Source organism: Streptomyces sp. P9-2 (assembly GCF_051903975.1).
In the GTDB taxonomy this organism is placed as follows: Bacteria; Actinomycetota; Actinomycetes; order Streptomycetales; family Streptomycetaceae; genus Streptomyces; species Streptomyces cellulosae.
On the sequence record NZ_CP192633.1, the window covers coordinates 4,038,746 to 4,054,458 of the forward strand.

Annotated in this window: 13 protein-coding genes; 12 read left to right on the forward strand and 1 reads right to left on the reverse strand. The window is 74.2% G+C overall.

Annotated elements, in window-relative coordinates; all coding sequences use genetic code 11:
* The first annotated feature begins 276 nt into the window (after positions 1-276).
* Positions 277-2,424: a primosomal protein N' gene (locus tag ACQY0Z_RS18550; protein ID WP_189901263.1), complete on the forward strand. Its 2,148-nt coding sequence runs from the start codon at positions 277-279 to the stop codon at positions 2,422-2,424.
* Positions 2,425-2,722: 298 nt separating this feature from the next.
* Here ACQY0Z_RS18550 and ACQY0Z_RS18555 read toward each other — a convergent pair whose 3' ends face one another.
* Positions 2,723-3,274 (reverse strand): hypothetical protein, encoded by a 552-nt coding sequence (locus ACQY0Z_RS18555; RefSeq protein WP_189901262.1) that lies wholly within the window; start codon positions 3,272-3,274, stop codon positions 2,723-2,725.
* Positions 3,275-3,568: 294 nt separating this feature from the next.
* Here ACQY0Z_RS18555 and fmt point away from each other — a divergent pair, with 294 nt between their 5' ends.
* The 11 genes from fmt (at position 3,569) to ACQY0Z_RS18610 (ending at position 15,612) form a co-directional block, all read left to right on the forward strand.
* Complete coding sequence (gene fmt / locus ACQY0Z_RS18560; RefSeq protein WP_189901260.1) at positions 3,569-4,501, forward strand: methionyl-tRNA formyltransferase; 933 nt, start codon at positions 3,569-3,571, stop codon at positions 4,499-4,501.
* A 73-nt stretch (positions 4,502-4,574) separates the two neighbouring features.
* Positions 4,575-6,002 (forward strand): transcription antitermination factor NusB, encoded by a 1,428-nt coding sequence (locus ACQY0Z_RS18565; RefSeq protein WP_189901258.1) that lies wholly within the window; start codon positions 4,575-4,577, stop codon positions 6,000-6,002.
* 275 nt (positions 6,003-6,277) lie between these two features.
* Positions 6,278-6,964 carry a ribulose-phosphate 3-epimerase gene (gene rpe / locus ACQY0Z_RS18570; RefSeq protein ID WP_347225679.1) on the forward strand — a complete coding sequence of 229 codons (687 nt, stop codon included), beginning with the start codon at positions 6,278-6,280 and terminating at the stop codon, positions 6,962-6,964.
* A gap of 78 nt (positions 6,965-7,042) precedes the next feature.
* Entirely contained in the window at positions 7,043-8,086 is a 1,044-nt protein-coding gene (locus tag ACQY0Z_RS18575) for a sugar-binding transcriptional regulator (RefSeq protein WP_019523731.1), read from the forward strand.
* Between the two features lie 40 nt (positions 8,087-8,126).
* Positions 8,127-8,531, forward strand: coding sequence for a ribonuclease domain-containing protein (locus tag ACQY0Z_RS18580; RefSeq protein ID WP_347225680.1), 405 nt, complete (start codon positions 8,127-8,129; stop codon positions 8,529-8,531).
* Positions 8,528-8,896 carry a barstar family protein gene (locus ACQY0Z_RS18585; RefSeq protein ID WP_189901253.1) on the forward strand — a complete coding sequence of 123 codons (369 nt, stop codon included), beginning with the start codon at positions 8,528-8,530 and terminating at the stop codon, positions 8,894-8,896. Before ACQY0Z_RS18580 ends, ACQY0Z_RS18585 begins: the two co-directional genes overlap by 4 nt.
* 92 nt (positions 8,897-8,988) lie before the next feature.
* On the forward strand, positions 8,989-10,431 hold the full coding sequence (locus ACQY0Z_RS18590) for a GuaB1 family IMP dehydrogenase-related protein (protein WP_439813371.1): 1,443 nt from the start codon (positions 8,989-8,991) through the stop codon (positions 10,429-10,431).
* 245 nt (positions 10,432-10,676) lie between these two features.
* The gene (locus tag ACQY0Z_RS18595; RefSeq protein WP_439812550.1) at positions 10,677-12,155 is read left to right on the forward strand and encodes an amino acid permease; all 1,479 of its coding nucleotides are present in this window, start codon (positions 10,677-10,679) and stop codon (positions 12,153-12,155) included.
* A 10-nt stretch (positions 12,156-12,165) separates the two neighbouring features.
* Positions 12,166-12,618, forward strand: coding sequence for an Lrp/AsnC family transcriptional regulator (locus ACQY0Z_RS18600; protein WP_019523726.1), 453 nt, complete (start codon positions 12,166-12,168; stop codon positions 12,616-12,618).
* Positions 12,619-12,697: 79 nt separating this feature from the next.
* Positions 12,698-13,426, forward strand: a complete 729-nt coding sequence (locus ACQY0Z_RS18605; protein ID WP_439812551.1) for a hypothetical protein — start codon at positions 12,698-12,700, stop codon at positions 13,424-13,426.
* The gene (locus ACQY0Z_RS18610) at positions 13,426-15,612 is read left to right on the forward strand and encodes a bifunctional polysaccharide deacetylase/glycosyltransferase family 2 protein (protein ID WP_439812552.1); all 2,187 of its coding nucleotides are present in this window, start codon (positions 13,426-13,428) and stop codon (positions 15,610-15,612) included. The genes ACQY0Z_RS18605 and ACQY0Z_RS18610 overlap by 1 nt, the downstream gene beginning before the upstream one ends.
* The last annotated feature ends 101 nt before the right edge of the window (positions 15,613-15,713 follow it).

Below are 15,713 nucleotides of genomic sequence, written 5' to 3' on the forward strand. Positions count from 1 at the left end.
CCCGCTGACAAGGCCCCGCCGCCGCTGCGGGCTGGCCGGCCGCCCTAGCTGCGGGCAGTCGTGCCTCCCCCAGTGCCTTCAGGGCCTGGGAGGTGCACCCAGGGCGACGGGGGTACCTCCCGCTCGAGCGAAGCCGAGAGTGGGGGAGGGGGCGCAGCGGCACCCCTTCAACGCCGGGTGCGGGTCGTAGGTGGCCGGTCGCGCAGTTCCCCGCGCCCCTGAGGGGTGGTCGCTGCGGGCGGCGGTGTTGTCAGTCGGGTTTGGAACAATGCAGGGGTGAGCAGCGAGGACGGACACACCGGCGGGGACGCGCAAGGCGCGCCCCCCGAGCAGCTCGCGCTCATCCGGGAGACCGTCCGGCAGTCCAAGGCCCCCCGCGCGAAACCCCGCACCTGGCGCGGCGCCGCCCTCGCCAAGAACCTCCCCGTCGCCCGCGTCCTCGTCGACAAGGGCGTCCTCCACCTCGACCGCTACTTCGACTACGCCGTCCCCGAGGAGCTGGACGCGGACGCCCAGCCGGGTGTCCGGGTGCGGGTGCGTTTCGGCGCCGGCCGGCACCGCGTGCGGGACGGGCGGCGCGAGGGCGGCGGCCTGATCGACGGGTTCCTGATCGAGCGCCGCGCCGAGTCCGACTACTCCGGCCCCCTTGCCGCGCTGGCCCAGGTCGTCTCGCCCGAGCGGGTCCTCGACGAGGAGCTGCTGGGCCTCGCCCGCGCGGTCGCCGACCGGTACGCGGGCAGCCTCGCCGACGTCCTCCAGCTCGCGGTGCCGCCGCGCAACGCCCGCGCCGAGCAGCGCCGCTCACCGGACCCGCTGCCCCCGCCTCCGGCTCCGGCGGCAGGGTCCTGGGAGCGGTATGAGCAGGGTCCGGCCTTCCTGGAGTCCCTGGCCACGGGCGGCAGCCCGCGCGCGGTGTGGAACGCCCTGCCCGGGCCGCTGTGGTGCGAGGAGATCGCCCGCGCGGTCGCGGCGACCCTGTCCTCGGGGCGCGGCGCGCTGGTCGTCCTGCCGGACGGGCGGGCCGTGGCCCGGCTCGACGCCGCGCTGACCGAGCTGCTGGGGGAGGGCCGGCACGCGGTGCTCACCGCCGACGCGGGACCGGAGAAGCGGTACGCCCAGTGGCTCGCCGTACGGCGCGGGTCGGTGCGGGCGGTGATCGGGACGCGGGCGGCGATGTTCGCCCCGGTGCGGGACCTCGGGCTGGTCGCGGTGTGGGACGACGGCGACGACAACCTCAGCGAGCAGCACGCGCCACAGCCGCATGCCCGGGAGGTGCTGCTCCTGCGGGCCGCGCAGGACCGGTGCGGCTTCCTGCTGGGCGGCTGGAGCTGCACGGTGGAGGCGGCGCAGCTCGTGGACACCGGCTGGGCGCGGCCCTTGCAGGCAGCGCGGGAGCGGGTGCGGGCGGCCGCGCCGCTGGTGCGGACGGTCGGCGACCAGGACCTCGCGCGGGACGAGGCCGCCCGCGCCGCCCGGCTGCCGACGCTCGCCTGGCAGGCCGTTCGGGAGGGACTGCGGCACGGGCCGGTGCTGGTCCAGGTGCCGAGGCGTGGTTACGTCCCGCGGATGGCGTGTGCGACGTGCCGGGCGCCGGCGCGGTGCCGCCATTGCTCGGGGCCCTTGGAGGCGCACGGCTCGGACGATCTGCGGTGCGGATGGTGCGGGCGCACCGAGGGCGGCTGGCACTGTCCCGAGTGCGGGGGGTTCCGGCTGCGGGCGCAGGTGGTGGGGGCGCGGCGGACCGCCGAGGAGCTGGGGCGGGCGTTCCCGGCGGTGCCGGTGCGGACGTCGGGGCGGGAGCATGTGCTGGACACGGTGCCGGGGGCGCCGGCGGTCGTGGTGAGCACGCCGGGCGCGGAGCCGGTCGCGGAAGGCGGGTACGCGGCGGCGCTGCTGCTGGACGGCTGGGCCATGCTGAGCCGGCCCGACCTGCGGGCCGGGGAGGACGCGCTGCGGCGGTGGATGGGCGCGGCGGCGCTCGTGCGGCCGCAGACGGCGGGCGGGACGGTGGTCGTGGTCGCCGAGCCGACGCTGCGGCCGGTGCAGGCGCTGGTGCGGTGGGATCCGGCGGGATTCGCGGTGCGGGAGTTGGCGGAGCGGGGGGAGCTCGGGTTTCCGCCCGTGTCGCGGATGGCGGCGGTGGCGGGGCCGGGGGAGGCGGTGGCCGAGTTCCTCGGCGCGGTGGAGCTGCCGGCCAGCGCGGAGGTGCTGGGGCCTGTGCCGGTGCCGGTGACTCCGGCGGGGCGGCCGCGTCGGCCGGGGGCGCCTCCGCCGGGCGAGCAGTGGGAGCGTGCGCTGATCCGCGTGCCCCCGGGGCATGGGGCTGCGCTGGCGAGCGCGCTGAAGGCTGCGCAGGCGGCGAGGATGGCTCGGGGCGGGAGCACACCGGTGTGGGTGCGGATCGATCCGGCGGACATCGGGTAACGCGTGTGTGGCTGGCCGGGGCTACTCGGCTGGCCCTCCGTCGGGGTGCCGCCGCGCCCACCCTCCCCCACTCTCGGCTTCGCTCGAGCGGGAGGTACCCCCATCGCCCTGGGGGCACCTCCCAGACCCTTAAGGCACTGGGGGAGGCACTACTGCCCGCGACGGCGGCGGGGGCAGCGCCCCTCAGGGGCGCTGGGAACTGCGCGACCAGCCACGGACTACCCGCACCCGGCGCTGCGACTGCCCCGGAAAAGCCTGCACGCCCTCCCAGGACGGCGGTGGGAGGGCGTCGGCGAGGTCAGCCGTTGCGGGGGGTCGGAAAGGCCGTGGGGCGCGGGTCGTCCCGGAGGGACGGGCTGCCCGCCGTCGGCTGGGTCGGCATCGCACGGGCCGCCGGTACGGTCGGCACCGTGGTCACGCCGGACCCGACGTTGACCGTGCGCGACCCCGACGACTCCGGCGCCCGCTCGCCCTCGGCGGTGGCCGCCGCCTGCGCGGCGGCGGCGCGCCGCGCGCCGTACCGGCGGTGGACGGCCTGCTTGGTGACCCCGAGCGCCGAGCCCACCGCGTCCCACGAGAAGCCCAGGGAGCGGTCGAAGTCCACCGCGGCCGTGACCAGGGTCTCGACGCTGTCCCGCAGTTCCTGGGCGAGACGGACGGTCGGGGCGGGGGCTCGTCCGTAGACGACGAAGCCCGTGGAGGGACCGGAGCGGCGCGGGCGGTAGACGTTGCCGAGCTGGGCGGTGAGCGTGCGCAGTGCGTCCACCTGCCGGCGGACCCGCTCGATGTCCCGCACCAGCAAGTGCAGGCTGGCCCGAGCCTGGGCGTCGTGGGTTGCGTGGTCGGCCATGAACAAGCCTCTCGAACCGGCGTTGAAAGGAATGGACCCCGTCGGGGCCCGTGGTCAACTCTTTCTTGACCAACGCCGTTTCGGTCCCCGGGTCACGGGCTGGGGCGCGGCGGCATATGCGTACGCCCCCGCCGGAATCGGCGCGCACGGGACGGTCCCCAGCTCGGAACGTTCCTGCACCGTGAGCCCGGCCGCCCGGACGCGACGGCCTCTCCCTGCGTCCACGCCCGAGGCCCGCCCCATAGACTGGTGCGTCGCCCGAACCGTTCCCGCCCGAGAGGCCCTCCGCACCCCATGAAGCTCGTCTTCGCCGGTACCCCCGAGGTCGCCGTTCCCGCACTGGACGCTCTTCTCGCCTCCGGGCGGCACGAGGTCGCCGCCGTCGTCACGCGGCCCGACGCGCCTGCCGGACGCGGCCGCCGGATGGTCGCCTCGCCGGTCGCCGAGCGGGCGGAGGAGGCCGGCATCGAGGTGCTGAAGCCGAACAGGCCGAAGGACCCCGACTTCCTGGAGCGGCTGAGGGAGATCGCCCCCGACTGCTGCCCCGTCGTCGCCTACGGCGCGCTGCTGCCCAAGGCCGCCCTCGACATCCCCGCCCACGGCTGGGTCAACCTGCACTTCTCTCTGCTCCCGGCCTGGCGCGGCGCGGCCCCCGTGCAGCACGCGATCATGGCGGGCGACGAGATCACCGGCGCCACCACCTTCCTCATCGAGGAGGGGCTGGACTCCGGGCCCGTCTACGGCACCGTCACCGAGGAGATCCGCCCCACCGACACCAGCGGCGACCTGCTCACCCGGCTCGCCTTCGCCGGCGCCGGACTGCTCGCCGCGACCATGGACGGCATCGAGGACGGCACGCTCAAGGCCGTTCCGCAGCCCTCGGAGGGCATCAGCCTCGCCCCGAAGGTCAACGTCGAGGACGCGCGCGTCGACTGGCGCGCCCCGGCGCTGCGCGTCGACCGGGTGGTGCGCGGCTGCACGCCCGCGCCCGGCGCCTGGACCACCTTCCGCGGCGAGCGGCTGAAGATCGTCCAGGCCAGGCCGGTACCGGAGCGGACGGACCTGGCGCCCGGGCAGCTCTCCGCGGGGAAGAACAACGTGTACGTCGGGACCGGTTCGTACGCGGTGGAGCTGTTGTGGGTACAGCCGCAGGGCAAGAAGCCGATGCGCGGCGCGGACTGGGCCCGCGGGGTGCGGATCGCGGCCGGGGAGACCCTCGGCGACTGACGGCCCCGGCGCCTCCCCGCACAAGCCGTAGGCTGGAGTGCGCACTTCCACCCACATCCGGAGCACCTTTTTCGTGAGCGACCAGCCCCGTCGGCCCCGCAGGCCCGCCAAGCCCTACCGCCGGCCCAAGAAGGACCCCGTCCGCATCCTCGCCTTCGAGGCGCTGCGGGCCGTGGACGAACGTGACGCGTACGCCAACCTCGTCCTGCCCCCGCTGCTGCGCAAGGCGCGGGAGAGCGAGGGACCCGAGAAGTTCGACGCGCGGGACGCGGCGCTGGCCACCGAGCTGGTGTACGGCACCCTGCGCCGCCAGGGCACGTACGACGCGATCGTCGCGGCCTGCGTGGACCGGCCGCTGCGCGAGGTGGACCCGCCGGTGCTGGACGTGCTGAGCCTCGGCGCGCACCAGCTCCTCGGCACGCGGATCCCGACGCACGCAGCCGTGTCGGCCACCGTCGAGCTGGCCCGGGTGGTGCTCGGTGACGGGCGCGCCAAGTTCGTCAACGCCGTGCTGCGGAAGATCGCCCAGGACGACCTGGACGGCTGGCTGGAGCGGGTCGCGCCGCCGTACGACGAGGACCCCGAGGACCATCTCGCCGTCGTGCACTCCCACCCGCGCTGGGTCGTCTCCGCGCTGTGGGACTCCCTCGGCGGCGGACGTGCCGGCGTGGAGGAGCTGCTGCGCGCCGACAACGAGCGGCCCGAGGTGACGCTGGTCGCCCGTCCCGGGCGGTCCACCACCGACGAGCTGCTCACCGAGGAGGCGGCCGTCCCCGGCCGTTGGTCCCCGTACGCGGTGCGGCTCACCGAGGGCGGGGAGCCCGGCGCGGTCCCGGCGGTCGCCGAGGGGAGGGCCGGGGTCCAGGACGAGGGCAGCCAGCTGGTGGCGCTCGCGCTCGCGGCGGCGCCCGTGGAGGGGCCGGACCGGCGGTGGCTGGACGCGTGCGCGGGCCCCGGCGGCAAGGCCGCGCTGCTCGGCGCGCTCGCCGCGGAGCGGGGGGCTTCTCTCCTCGCCTCCGAGAAGCAGCCGCACAGGGCCGGCCTCGTCGCCAAGGCGCTCGCCGGGAACCCCGGCCCGTACCAGGTGGTCGCCGCCGACGGGACGCGTCCGCCGTGGCGGCCCGGCAGCTTCGACCGCGTGCTGGTCGACGTGCCGTGCACCGGCCTCGGCGCCCTGCGCCGCCGTCCCGAGGCGCGCTGGCGTCGCCGCCCCGAGGACCTGGACGGCTTCGCGCCGCTCCAGCGCGGGCTGCTGCGCACCGCCCTGGAGTCCGTACGGGTCGGCGGCGTCGTCGGCTACGCGACCTGCTCGCCGCACCTCGCGGAGACCCGGGCGGTGGTGGCGGACCTTCTCAAGCAGTTCCCGGACGCCGAACTGATCGACGCCCGCCCCCTCCTTCCCGACGTCCCCGACCTCGGCGACGGCCCGGACATCCAACTCTGGCCCCACCTCCACGGCACGGACGCGATGTATCTGGCGCTGTTGCGCCGTACTGCCTGATACAGGGTGGCGCAGGCGCCGCCCCTGCGACCCCGGCGGAAGATGCCGTGCCGTCGGGCCCACCCGGCTGCGGTCCCGCGCAGCATCTCGCGCGCGGTGGCCGGGCAGCCCGCCTGCGATCGGCCGGCGGACCCGGCCGGCTCGACCGTGCGGGAGGCCGACGGGCGGACCCTGACGACGGCGTGAGGCGGCGCGGATCTCCGCGCCCCCGCCCGCCGTTGCCCAGTCCCCGGACCGTCCGTACCGCCGCGCGGCGCAGCGCATACGCTTGGGGCATGGCCCCGCAGATCAGTCCCAGCATTCTGTCCGCCGACTTCGCCCGGCTCGCCGAGGAGGCGAAGGCCGTGGAGGGAGCCGACTGGCTCCACGTCGACGTCATGGACAACCACTTCGTGCCGAACCTGACGCTCGGCGTGCCGGTCGTGGAGTCGCTCGCCCGGGCCACGGACACGCCGCTGGACTGTCATCTGATGATCGAGGAGCCCGACCGCTGGGCCCCGCAGTACGTGGAGGCGGGGGCCGGCTCCGTCACGTTCCACGTCGAGGCGGCCACCGCGCCCGTCCGGCTCGCCCGGGAGATCCGCGCCAAGGGCGCCCGCGCCTCCATGGCGCTGCGGCCGGCGACGCCGATCGAGCCGTACGAGGATCTGCTGTCCGAGCTGGACATGCTGCTGATCATGACGGTTGAGCCGGGCTTCGGCGGGCAGGCGTTCCTCGACATCATGCTGCCGAAGATCCGCCGCACCCGTGAGCTGATCAGCAGGCACGGTCTGGAGCTGTGGCTGCAGGTCGACGGCGGTGTGTCGGCCTCGACCATCGAGCAGTGCGCCGACGCCGGCGCGGACGTCTTCGTCGCGGGATCCGCCGTGTACGGGGCGTCGGACCCGGCCGAGGCGGTCCGTGCCCTGCGCAAGCAGGCCGAGGCGGCGACGTCGAAGGCGTCGTGGTTGCACGACCACTGAGCGTCATATACGTGAACGGCGGCCAGCAGGGCTGATCGACAGCGCCGGATCTGCAAGGATGAACGGCGAGTCCAGAGTGTGAACAGCAGTGAGGAGATCGCCGTGTCGGGTATGTCGGCGGGCCGGTCAGCCATGCGGATGGGACCCGCTGAGCTGGTGCAGGCGGCGGCCATGGCCCGCCGCTTCTACCTCGAGGGCAAATCCAAGATCCAGATCGCCGAGGAGTTCGGCGTCAGCCGCTTCAAGGTGGCCCGGGTCCTGGAGACCGCCCTCGAGCGTGATCTGGTACGCATCGAGATCCGTGTGCCCGCCGAGCTGGACGCCGAGCGCTCGGACGCGCTCCGCGCCCGCTACGGCCTGCGGCACGCCGTCGTGGTCGAGTCCCCGGCCGAGGCCGAGGAGACGCCCGACCCCGAGAACCTGGGCGAGGTGGCCGCCGACCTGCTCGGCGAGCTGGTCAACGAGGGCGACGTGCTCGGCCTCGCCTGGGGACGTTCCACCATCCACATGGCGGCGGCCCTGGACCGGCTCCCGCCCTGCACGGTCGTCCAGCTGACCGGCGTCTACGACGCGGGCACGGCCGAGCGCGGCTCGGTCGAGGCCGTGCGCCGCGCCGCGCAGGTGTCGGGCGGCGACGCCCACCCCATCTACGCGCCGATGCTGCTCCCGGACGCCGCCACCGCGGAGGCGCTGCGCCACCAGACGGGCATCGCGCGGGCCTTCGAGTACTTCGACAAGGTCACCGTCGCCTGCGTGTCCATCGGCTCCTGGGAGCCGGGCATCTCCACGGTGCACGACATGCTCAGCGACGAGGAACGCGCCCACTACGCCTCCCTCGGCGTGGCCGCCGAGATGTCCGCGCACCTCTTCGACGCCGAAGGGCGCCGGGTCGGCCGCGACCTGGGGGAGCGCTGCATCACCGTCAAGACCGACCAGCTGCGCAAGGTGCCCGAGGTCGTCGCCATCGCCGGCGGCCAGCGCAAGGGACCGGCCATCGACGCGGTGCTCCGCTCCGGCCTCGTCACCAGTTTGGTGACCGACACCTCGGCCGCCGACTACCTGATGACCGCCGGACCCACCCCGCGCTCCGCCCTCAACCGCGCGGACCCGGACGGCCCCTGACGGGGTGTGGGACCGGGAGGAGACTGGCAGCATCGGCCGCATGACGCCGCTCCGGGTCCTCCTCCCGCGTCTCCTGGCCTGCCTGCTCCTCGCCCTGCCGGCGGCCGGCTGCTCGTCCGGCGGTGACACCGGAGACGACCGCACCGGCATCCCCGCCTGGGCCGAGGGGATGCCCGTCACCGAGGCGTCCGAGCTGCCCGCAGAGGCCCGCCGCACCCTCCGACTCGTCGACGACGGCGGCCCGTTCCCCTACGAACGGGACGGCTCCGTGTTCGGCAACTTCGAAGGGCTCCTGCCCCGGCACGAGCGCGGCTACTACCGCGAGTACACGGTGCCCACGCCCGGATCCGACGACCGGGGCGCCCGGCGCATCGTCACCGGCCGGAACGGCGAGACGTACTACACCGACGACCACTACGCATCGTTCACGGCGGTACTGAGATGACCCACGACCTCACCGGCCGGCTCGTCGTCCCCCTCGACCTCGACGGGGTGACCGACAAGGCGGGCCTGATGGACCGCTGCGCCCGCGCGCTCGGCCTGCCCGACTGGTTCGGCCGCAACTGGGACGCCCTCGCCGACTCCCTCTCCGACCGTACCGTCTGGCCCGAGGGCGCCGACGGACGCGGACTGCTGCTCGTCGTCCGCGGCTGGCGGGCCTACGCCGACGCCCGCCCCGAGGAGTGGGCGACCGCCCAGGAGGTGTTCGCCGAGGCCGCGGAACGCGACCCCGCGCTCACCGTGGCGCTCGCCGTTGGAGGATCCGCCGAGCACCTTCCCGACCGGGCTGGACGATCCGACCGGGACTGACATTCCGGTCGCCGTGGGAGAATGAAGTACGTGCTCTTCCCCCTGGCTGACCTGTCCGGGGGCCACCTCTGATCGACTGGGATGTGCAGCACGTGCGTTTCCTCAACGACATCCAGCCCCCGTACGACCTGACGTACGACGACGTCTTCATGGTGCCGAGCCGCTCCGCGGTCGGCTCGCGGCAGGGTGTGGACCTCACCTCGCCCGACGGCACGGGCACCACGATCCCGCTGGTCGTCGCCAACATGACCGCGATCGCCGGCCGCCGCATGGCCGAGACGGTCGCCCGGCGCGGCGGACTGGTCGTCATACCGCAGGACATCCCGATCGAGGTCGTCGCCGAGGTCGTCTCCTGGGTGAAGTCCCGCCACCTGGTGCTGGACACCCCGATCGTGCTGGCCCCGCACCAGACCGTCGCCGACGCGCTGTCCCTGCTGCCGAAGCGGGCGCACAACGCGGGCGTGGTCGTCGACGAGGAGCGCCGCCCGGTCGGCGTGGTCACCGACGCCGACCTCACCGGCGTGGACCGCTTCACCCAGCTCGACGAGGTCATGTCCAAGGACCTGCTCCTCCTCGACGCCGGCATGGACTCGCGCGAGGCCTTCAACACCCTCGACGGCGCCAACCGCCGCTACGCGCCCGCCGTGGACGCCGAGGGCCGCCTGGCCGGCATCCTCACCCGCAAGGGCGCCCTGCGCGCCACCCTGTACACGCCCGCGACGGACGCCCAGGGACGGCTGCGCATCGCCGCCGCCGTCGGCATCAACGGCGACGTGGCCGGCAAGGCCAAGCAGCTCCTCGATGCCGGCGTCGACACCCTCGTCATCGACACCGCGCACGGCCACCAGGAGTCGATGATCAACGCCGTCCGGCTGGTCCGCGGGCTCGACCCGCAGGTGCCGGTCGTCGCCGGCAACATCGTCTCCGCCGAGGGCGTCCGCGACCTGATCGAGGCCGGCGCGGACATCGTGAAGGTCGGCGTGGGCCCCGGCGCCATGTGCACCACCCGCATGATGACCGGCGTCGGCCGGCCGCAGTTCTCCGCCGTGCTGGAGTGCGCCGCCGAGGCGAGGAAGTACGGCAGGCACGTGTGGGCCGACGGCGGCGTCCGTCACCCGCGCGACGTGGCCATGGCCCTCGCGGCCGGCGCCTCCAACGTGATGATCGGCTCCTGGTTCGCCGGAACCTACGAGTCCCCGGGCGACCTCCAGCACGACGCGAACGGCCGCCCCTACAAGGAGTCCTTCGGCATGGCCTCCGCCCGCGCCGTGCGCAACCGCACCTCCGAGGAGTCCGCCTACGACCGCGCCCGCAAGGCGCTGTTCGAGGAGGGCATCTCCACCTCCCGCATGTTCCTCGACCCGGAGCGCCCCGGCGTCGAGGACCTGATCGACTCGATCATCGCGGGCGTCCGCTCCTCCTGCACCTACGCGGGCGCCGCCTCGTTGGAGGAGTTCGCCGAGAAGGCCGTCGTCGGCGTCCAGAGCGCGGCCGGCTACGCCGAGGGCAAGCCGCTCCACGCCAGCTGGAGCTGACCCGTCCGGTGGGGCGGGTGTGGAACGGCCCACACGGCCGGCGCAACGAACACCCGCCTCACCTCGAGGAACGCAATGATCTTGCGGTGGTGCGCAAGGTTGCTGCATTTCAGCAGCAACGAAGAACCTCGTAGGGTTACGCGCTGTACGTGTGTGGCGGGGACCCCGCTCGACGGGTCCCGGCTGTCGCGGGATGCCGTCGGTCCCCGGCCGCGGAAGACCGGCAGCGATCAAGGAGTCACCGCGTGCTCGACCATGGCGCACCCCCGCACAACGGCGGTCCCTCCGCCCCGCACTCCGAGGGCACGGTCATGCGCCTGATGCGCCGCAAACCGGTGGAACGCCTGGTCGCCGAGGGCGGCCACGGAGAGGGCGGCAATCTGCGCCGCTCCCTCGGACTGTGGCAGCTGACCATGATCAGCATCGGCGCCACCCTCGGCACCGGCATCTTCGTCGTCCTCGGCGAGGCCGTCCCCAAGGCCGGACCTGCGGTCACGCTGTCCTTCGTCATCGCCGGTCTGACGGCCCTCTTCTCCGCCCTCTCCTACGCGGAACTGGCCGGCACGATCCCCGTCTCCGGCTCCTCGTACTCGTATGCGTACGCAACGATGGGCGAACTGATCGCCTGGGTCTGCGGCTGGTGTCTGATGCTGGAGTACGGCGTCTCGGTCGCGGCCGTCGCCGTCGGCTGGGGCGAGTACCTCAACGAGTTCCTCGACGGCACCATCGGCGTCACCCTGCCCGCCGCGCTGTCCGCCCCGCCCGGCGACGGCGGCGTCTTCAACGCCCCGGCGCTGATCGTCGTCCTGCTGGCCATGGCGTTCCTGCTGGGCGGCGCCCGCGAGTCCGCCCGCGCCAACACCGTGATGGTCGTCGTCAAGATCGGCGCCCTGATCCTGTTCTGCGCCATCGGCGTCCAGGGCTTCCGCTCCGGCAACTACGAGAACTTCATGCCGCTCGGCATGGCCGGCGTCAGCGCCGCCGGAGCCACCCTGTTCTTCTCGTACATCGGCTTCGACGCCGCCTCCACCGCCGGTGAGGAGGCCAGGAACCCGCAGCGCGACCTGCCCCGCGCGATCCTGCTGTCCCTCGCGATCATCACCGCGCTGTACGTCCTGGTCGCCGCCGTCGCCGTGGGCGCCAAGCCGTGGCGGCAGTTCACCGACTCCGAGGCCGCCCTCGCCCAGATCATGCGCGAGGTCACCGGCCAGAGCTTCTGGGGCACCCTGCTGGCGTTCTGCGCCGTCATCGCCATCGCCAGCGTCGTCCTCACCGTCCTCTACGGCCAGACCCGCATCCTGTTCGCCATGTCCCGCGACGGACTGGTGCCCAAGGTGTTCGCCAAGGTCAGCCCGCGCACCGGCACGCCCCGCGCCAACACCCTGATCGTCTCCCTGTTCTGCGGTGTGCTCGCCGCCGCCGTCCCGCTCGGCCAGCTCGCCGACGCCACCAGCATCGGCACCCTCTTCGCCTTCGCCCTGGTCAACGTCGCCGTGGTCGTGCTGCGCCGCAGCCGCCCCGACATGCCGCGCTCCTTCCGGGTCCCGCTGTCCCCGCTGCTGCCCGCGCTCGGCTTCGGCTTCTGCCTGTGGATGATGGGCAGCCTGTCCACCGTCACCTGGGTCGTCTTCGGTGTCTGGATGGCCGTCGGGCTCGTGTTCTACTTCCTCTACGGCTACCGCCGCTCCCGGCTCGCCGCCCCCGCCCCGTCGGAAGCGAAGTGAACGACCCGCAGTGCTGAACGATCTCGACGAACGCATCGTGCACGCCCTCGCCGAGGACGCCCGCCGCTCCTACGCGGACATCGGGCAGCTCGTCGGCCTCTCCGCGCCCGCCGTCAAGCGGCGCGTGGACCGGCTGCGCGCCACCGGGGCCATCACCGGTTTCACCGTGCGGGTGGACCCCGCAGCCCTCGGCTGGGAGACGGAGGGGTTCGTCGAGATCTACTGCCGCAGCAACACCTCCCCGGAGACCATCCAGCGGGGTCTCGAGCGGTACCAGGAGGTCGTGTCCGCGTCCACCGTCACCGGGGACGCGGACGCGGTCGCCCAGGTCTTCGCCTCCGACATGCGGCACTTCGAACGGGTGCTGGAGCGGATCGCGGGCGAGCCGTTCGTGGAGCGGACCAAGTCCGTGCTGGTGCTGTCGCCGCTGCTGCGGCGGTTCTCGTCGGGGTCGCCGACGTAGGGTGCGGGACCTGAGTCCTCTGCCGCGTGCGGCGGTCGTCCCCGCGTGAGGGTCGCTGAATCGGCGTAATCTGGGGCATATGCGGCAGCCCTCCGATTCCGGTGCGGTGACCGGTGAGCCCGAGGGGCCGGGTCCGGTTTTCGTCGACGCCTCCGGCCGTCGGGCCCGGCTGCTGCGGCGCACGGGGTACGGGGCCGCAGGCCTGGCGGCCGGATATCTGAGTGTGCTCGCGCTGAGCCTGATGGGGGCGACCCCGTTCGCCCCGGAGGCCCTGCTGCCGCCGCTGCCCGGTGAGTCCTCGCCGACGGCGCCCCTGCGGCAGGACGCGGAGGGTGACGAGCGGTCGCCCGAGGACGCCGGGGCCGGGGTGGGTCCGGGCATGCCGGTCGTCCCGCTGATCGCTGGGGCCGGGGACGACCCGGCGGGCGTGCTGCTTCTGCCGCCCGGCGCCGATCCCGGGAGCGTCGCCGGGGTGCCGGTGGAGCCGCCGGAGCCGCCGGAGCCGGGCGGGGTCGAGGTCACGGACGGGTCGGAGCAGTCCGAGGAGCCCGGTGGCGCGGAGGAGCCGGGCGAGCCCGAGGAGCCGGGCGAGCCCGAGGAGCCGGGCGAGCCGGGTGGCGGCGAGCCGTCCGCGCCTGACGACGGCGGTGACTCCGAGGCCCCGCCGCCCGGCACCGACGAACCGTCGGCACCCGGCACGGACAACCCGTCCGAGCCGCCCGGGTCCCCGCAGTCCACCCCCGAGGCGCCGTCCGACAACCCTGGCACCACCCCGCCCGACGACCCGCCGGCCGCCGGGACCCCCTGATGCGGCGGCGACCGCACCGGCAGGTCGGCCCACCGTCCGCGCCCGCGACGCCCGTGCCGCGGCGGCGCTGGTTCCGCATCGTGGTGCCCCTGCTCCTGCTGGCCTTCGTCGTCTCCGTCCTCGCCGTCGAGGGATACACCTCCCGCGGCTTCGCCGGGGACCAGGAGGGCCGCGGGGAGCGGGCCGGACGGAGCGGGGTGGGCGTGCCCGGGGAGGTCGCGGGCGGGGGACCGGTCGTCGACGCCGGCCACGACCCGCCGCATACGTACCGGGCGCCGGCCCGGACCGTCGTGCTCACCTTCGACGACGGACCCGACCCCACATGGACGCCCCGCATCCAGGAGGTCCTCGACCGGCACGACGTGCCGGGCACCTTCTTCGTCACCGGACGGCAGACCGCCCGCCACCCCGATCTCGTACGGGACCTCATCCGCTCGGGACACGAGATCGGGGTGCACACCTTCTCCCATCCCGACCTGGCCGCGCAGTCCGAGGACGCGGTCGACCGGGAGCTTGCCTTCACGCAGCTCGCCCTCGCCGGGGCCGCCGGCGTCCACAGCTCGCTCGTGCGGATGCCGTACTCCTCGACCATCGGCGCGCTGGACGGGCCCTCGTGGTCCGTCGCCCGGTACCTCGGCGAGAAGGGGTATGTGCTCGCCTTCGTCGACCAGGACACCCGCGACTGGAGCCGGCCCGGCGCCCGGGCCATCGCCGACGCGGCCGTCCCCGAGGTCCCCGGCCGGGGCACGATCGTGCTGCTCCACGACTCCGGCGGCGACCGCTCGCAGACCGTGCGGGCGCTGGAGATGCTGGTGCCGCGGCTCAAGGCCGACGGCTACCGCTTCTCCACGGTCGCCGAGGTGGTGGGCGTCGAACGCCTCACGGGCGGTGTCGACACCCCGGAGCGGTGGCGGGGGTGGGTGTTCGTGACCGCCGTGACCGTGTCGGGGACGACGGTGTCCGTGCTGGGGGCGCTGCTGCTGGTGGTCGGGGGGCTGGTGCTTGGGCGGTGCGTGGTGATGCTGGGGCTGGCGCACCGGCATGCGCGGCTCGCGCGGCGGCGGGGACGGGCGGGGCCGGGGTCGGCTGTCGTAGGGCCGGTGTCCGTCGTCGTGCCCGCGTACAACGAGGTCGTGTGCATCGGGAAGACGCTGCGGTCGCTGGTCGCGAGCGACCACCCCGTGGAGATCGTCGTCGTGGACGACGGCTCCGACGACGGGACCGCCGACGCCGCCGAGGCGCTGGGGCTGCCCGGTGTGACCGTGGTGCGGACCCCCAACCGGGGCAAGGCCGCCGCGCTCAACACCGGTGTGCTGCGCGCCTCGCACGAGATCGTCGTGATGCTGGACGCCGACACCGTCTTCGAGCCCTCGACCGTGCGGCGTCTCGTCCAGCCGTTCGCCGACCCGTCCGTCGGCGCCGCCGCCGGCAACGCCAAGGTCGGCAACCGGCACGGCATGCTCGGCCGCTGGCAGCACATCGAGTACGTCATGGGCTTCAACCTCGACCGGCGCATGTACGACCTGCTGCGCTGCATGCCGACCGTGCCCGGGGCCGTCGGGGCCTTCCGCGTCACCGCCTTGAGGCAGGCGGGCATGCTGAGCGGCGACACCCTCGCCGAGGACACCGACCTGACGATGGCGCTGCACCGGGCCGGCTGGGAGGTGCGCTACGCCGAGCACGCCGTCGCCTGGACCGAGGCGCCGGACTCGCTGCGACAGCTGTGGCGGCAGCGGTACCGGTGGAGCTACGGCACCATGCAGGCCGCGTGGAAGCACCGGCACGCCCTCGTCGAGCGGGGGCACGCCGGGCGGTTCGGGCGGGTGGGGCTGCCGTTGCTGGCGGTGTTCCAGATCCTGACACCGCTGCTCGCCCCGCTGATCGACCTGCTGACCGTGTACGGGCTGGTGTTCGGGAACGCGGCGCTCACGCTGCTGGCCTGGTGCGGTGTGCTGGCGGTGCAGGGGGTGTGCGCCGCGTACGCCTTCCGGCTGGACGGGGAGTCGCTGCGGCCGCTGTGGGCGCTGCCGGTGCAGCAGGTCGTGTACCGGCAGGTGATGTACCTGGTGCTGGTGCAGGCCTGTCTGACCGCGCTGAGCGGGTACCGGCTGCCGTGGCAGCGGCTCAAGCGGAAGGGGAACGTCGTGGTGCCGCCGAGGGGTGGGGGGCTACCCTCGGGGGTATGACCTGGCGACATTGATCCACGAGCGGATCCACGCGTAGTGCTTCCCGAGGGCCGCCTCGGGCGCCGTTCGACCTCAGCGTCCGGTGTCCGAACCGCCCTTAC

What these genes read in the sequence shown, in the direction of transcription:
- ACQY0Z_RS18555 (WP_189901262.1), bottom strand. Translation starts at nt 3,274, where the DNA reads ATGGCCGACCACGCAACCCACGACGCCCAGGCTCGGGCCAGCCTGCAC.
- fmt (WP_189901260.1), top strand. Translation starts at nt 3,569, where the DNA reads ATGAAGCTCGTCTTCGCCGGTACCCCCGAGGTCGCCGTTCCCGCACTG.
- rpe (WP_347225679.1), top strand. Translation starts at nt 6,278, where the DNA reads ATGGCCCCGCAGATCAGTCCCAGCATTCTGTCCGCCGACTTCGCCCGG.
- ACQY0Z_RS18580 (WP_347225680.1), top strand. Translation starts at nt 8,127, where the DNA reads ATGACGCCGCTCCGGGTCCTCCTCCCGCGTCTCCTGGCCTGCCTGCTC.
- ACQY0Z_RS18585 (WP_189901253.1), top strand. Translation starts at nt 8,528, where the DNA reads ATGACCCACGACCTCACCGGCCGGCTCGTCGTCCCCCTCGACCTCGAC.
- ACQY0Z_RS18605 (WP_439812551.1), top strand. Translation starts at nt 12,698, where the DNA reads ATGCGGCAGCCCTCCGATTCCGGTGCGGTGACCGGTGAGCCCGAGGGG.
- ACQY0Z_RS18610 (WP_439812552.1), top strand. Translation starts at nt 13,426, where the DNA reads ATGCGGCGGCGACCGCACCGGCAGGTCGGCCCACCGTCCGCGCCCGCG.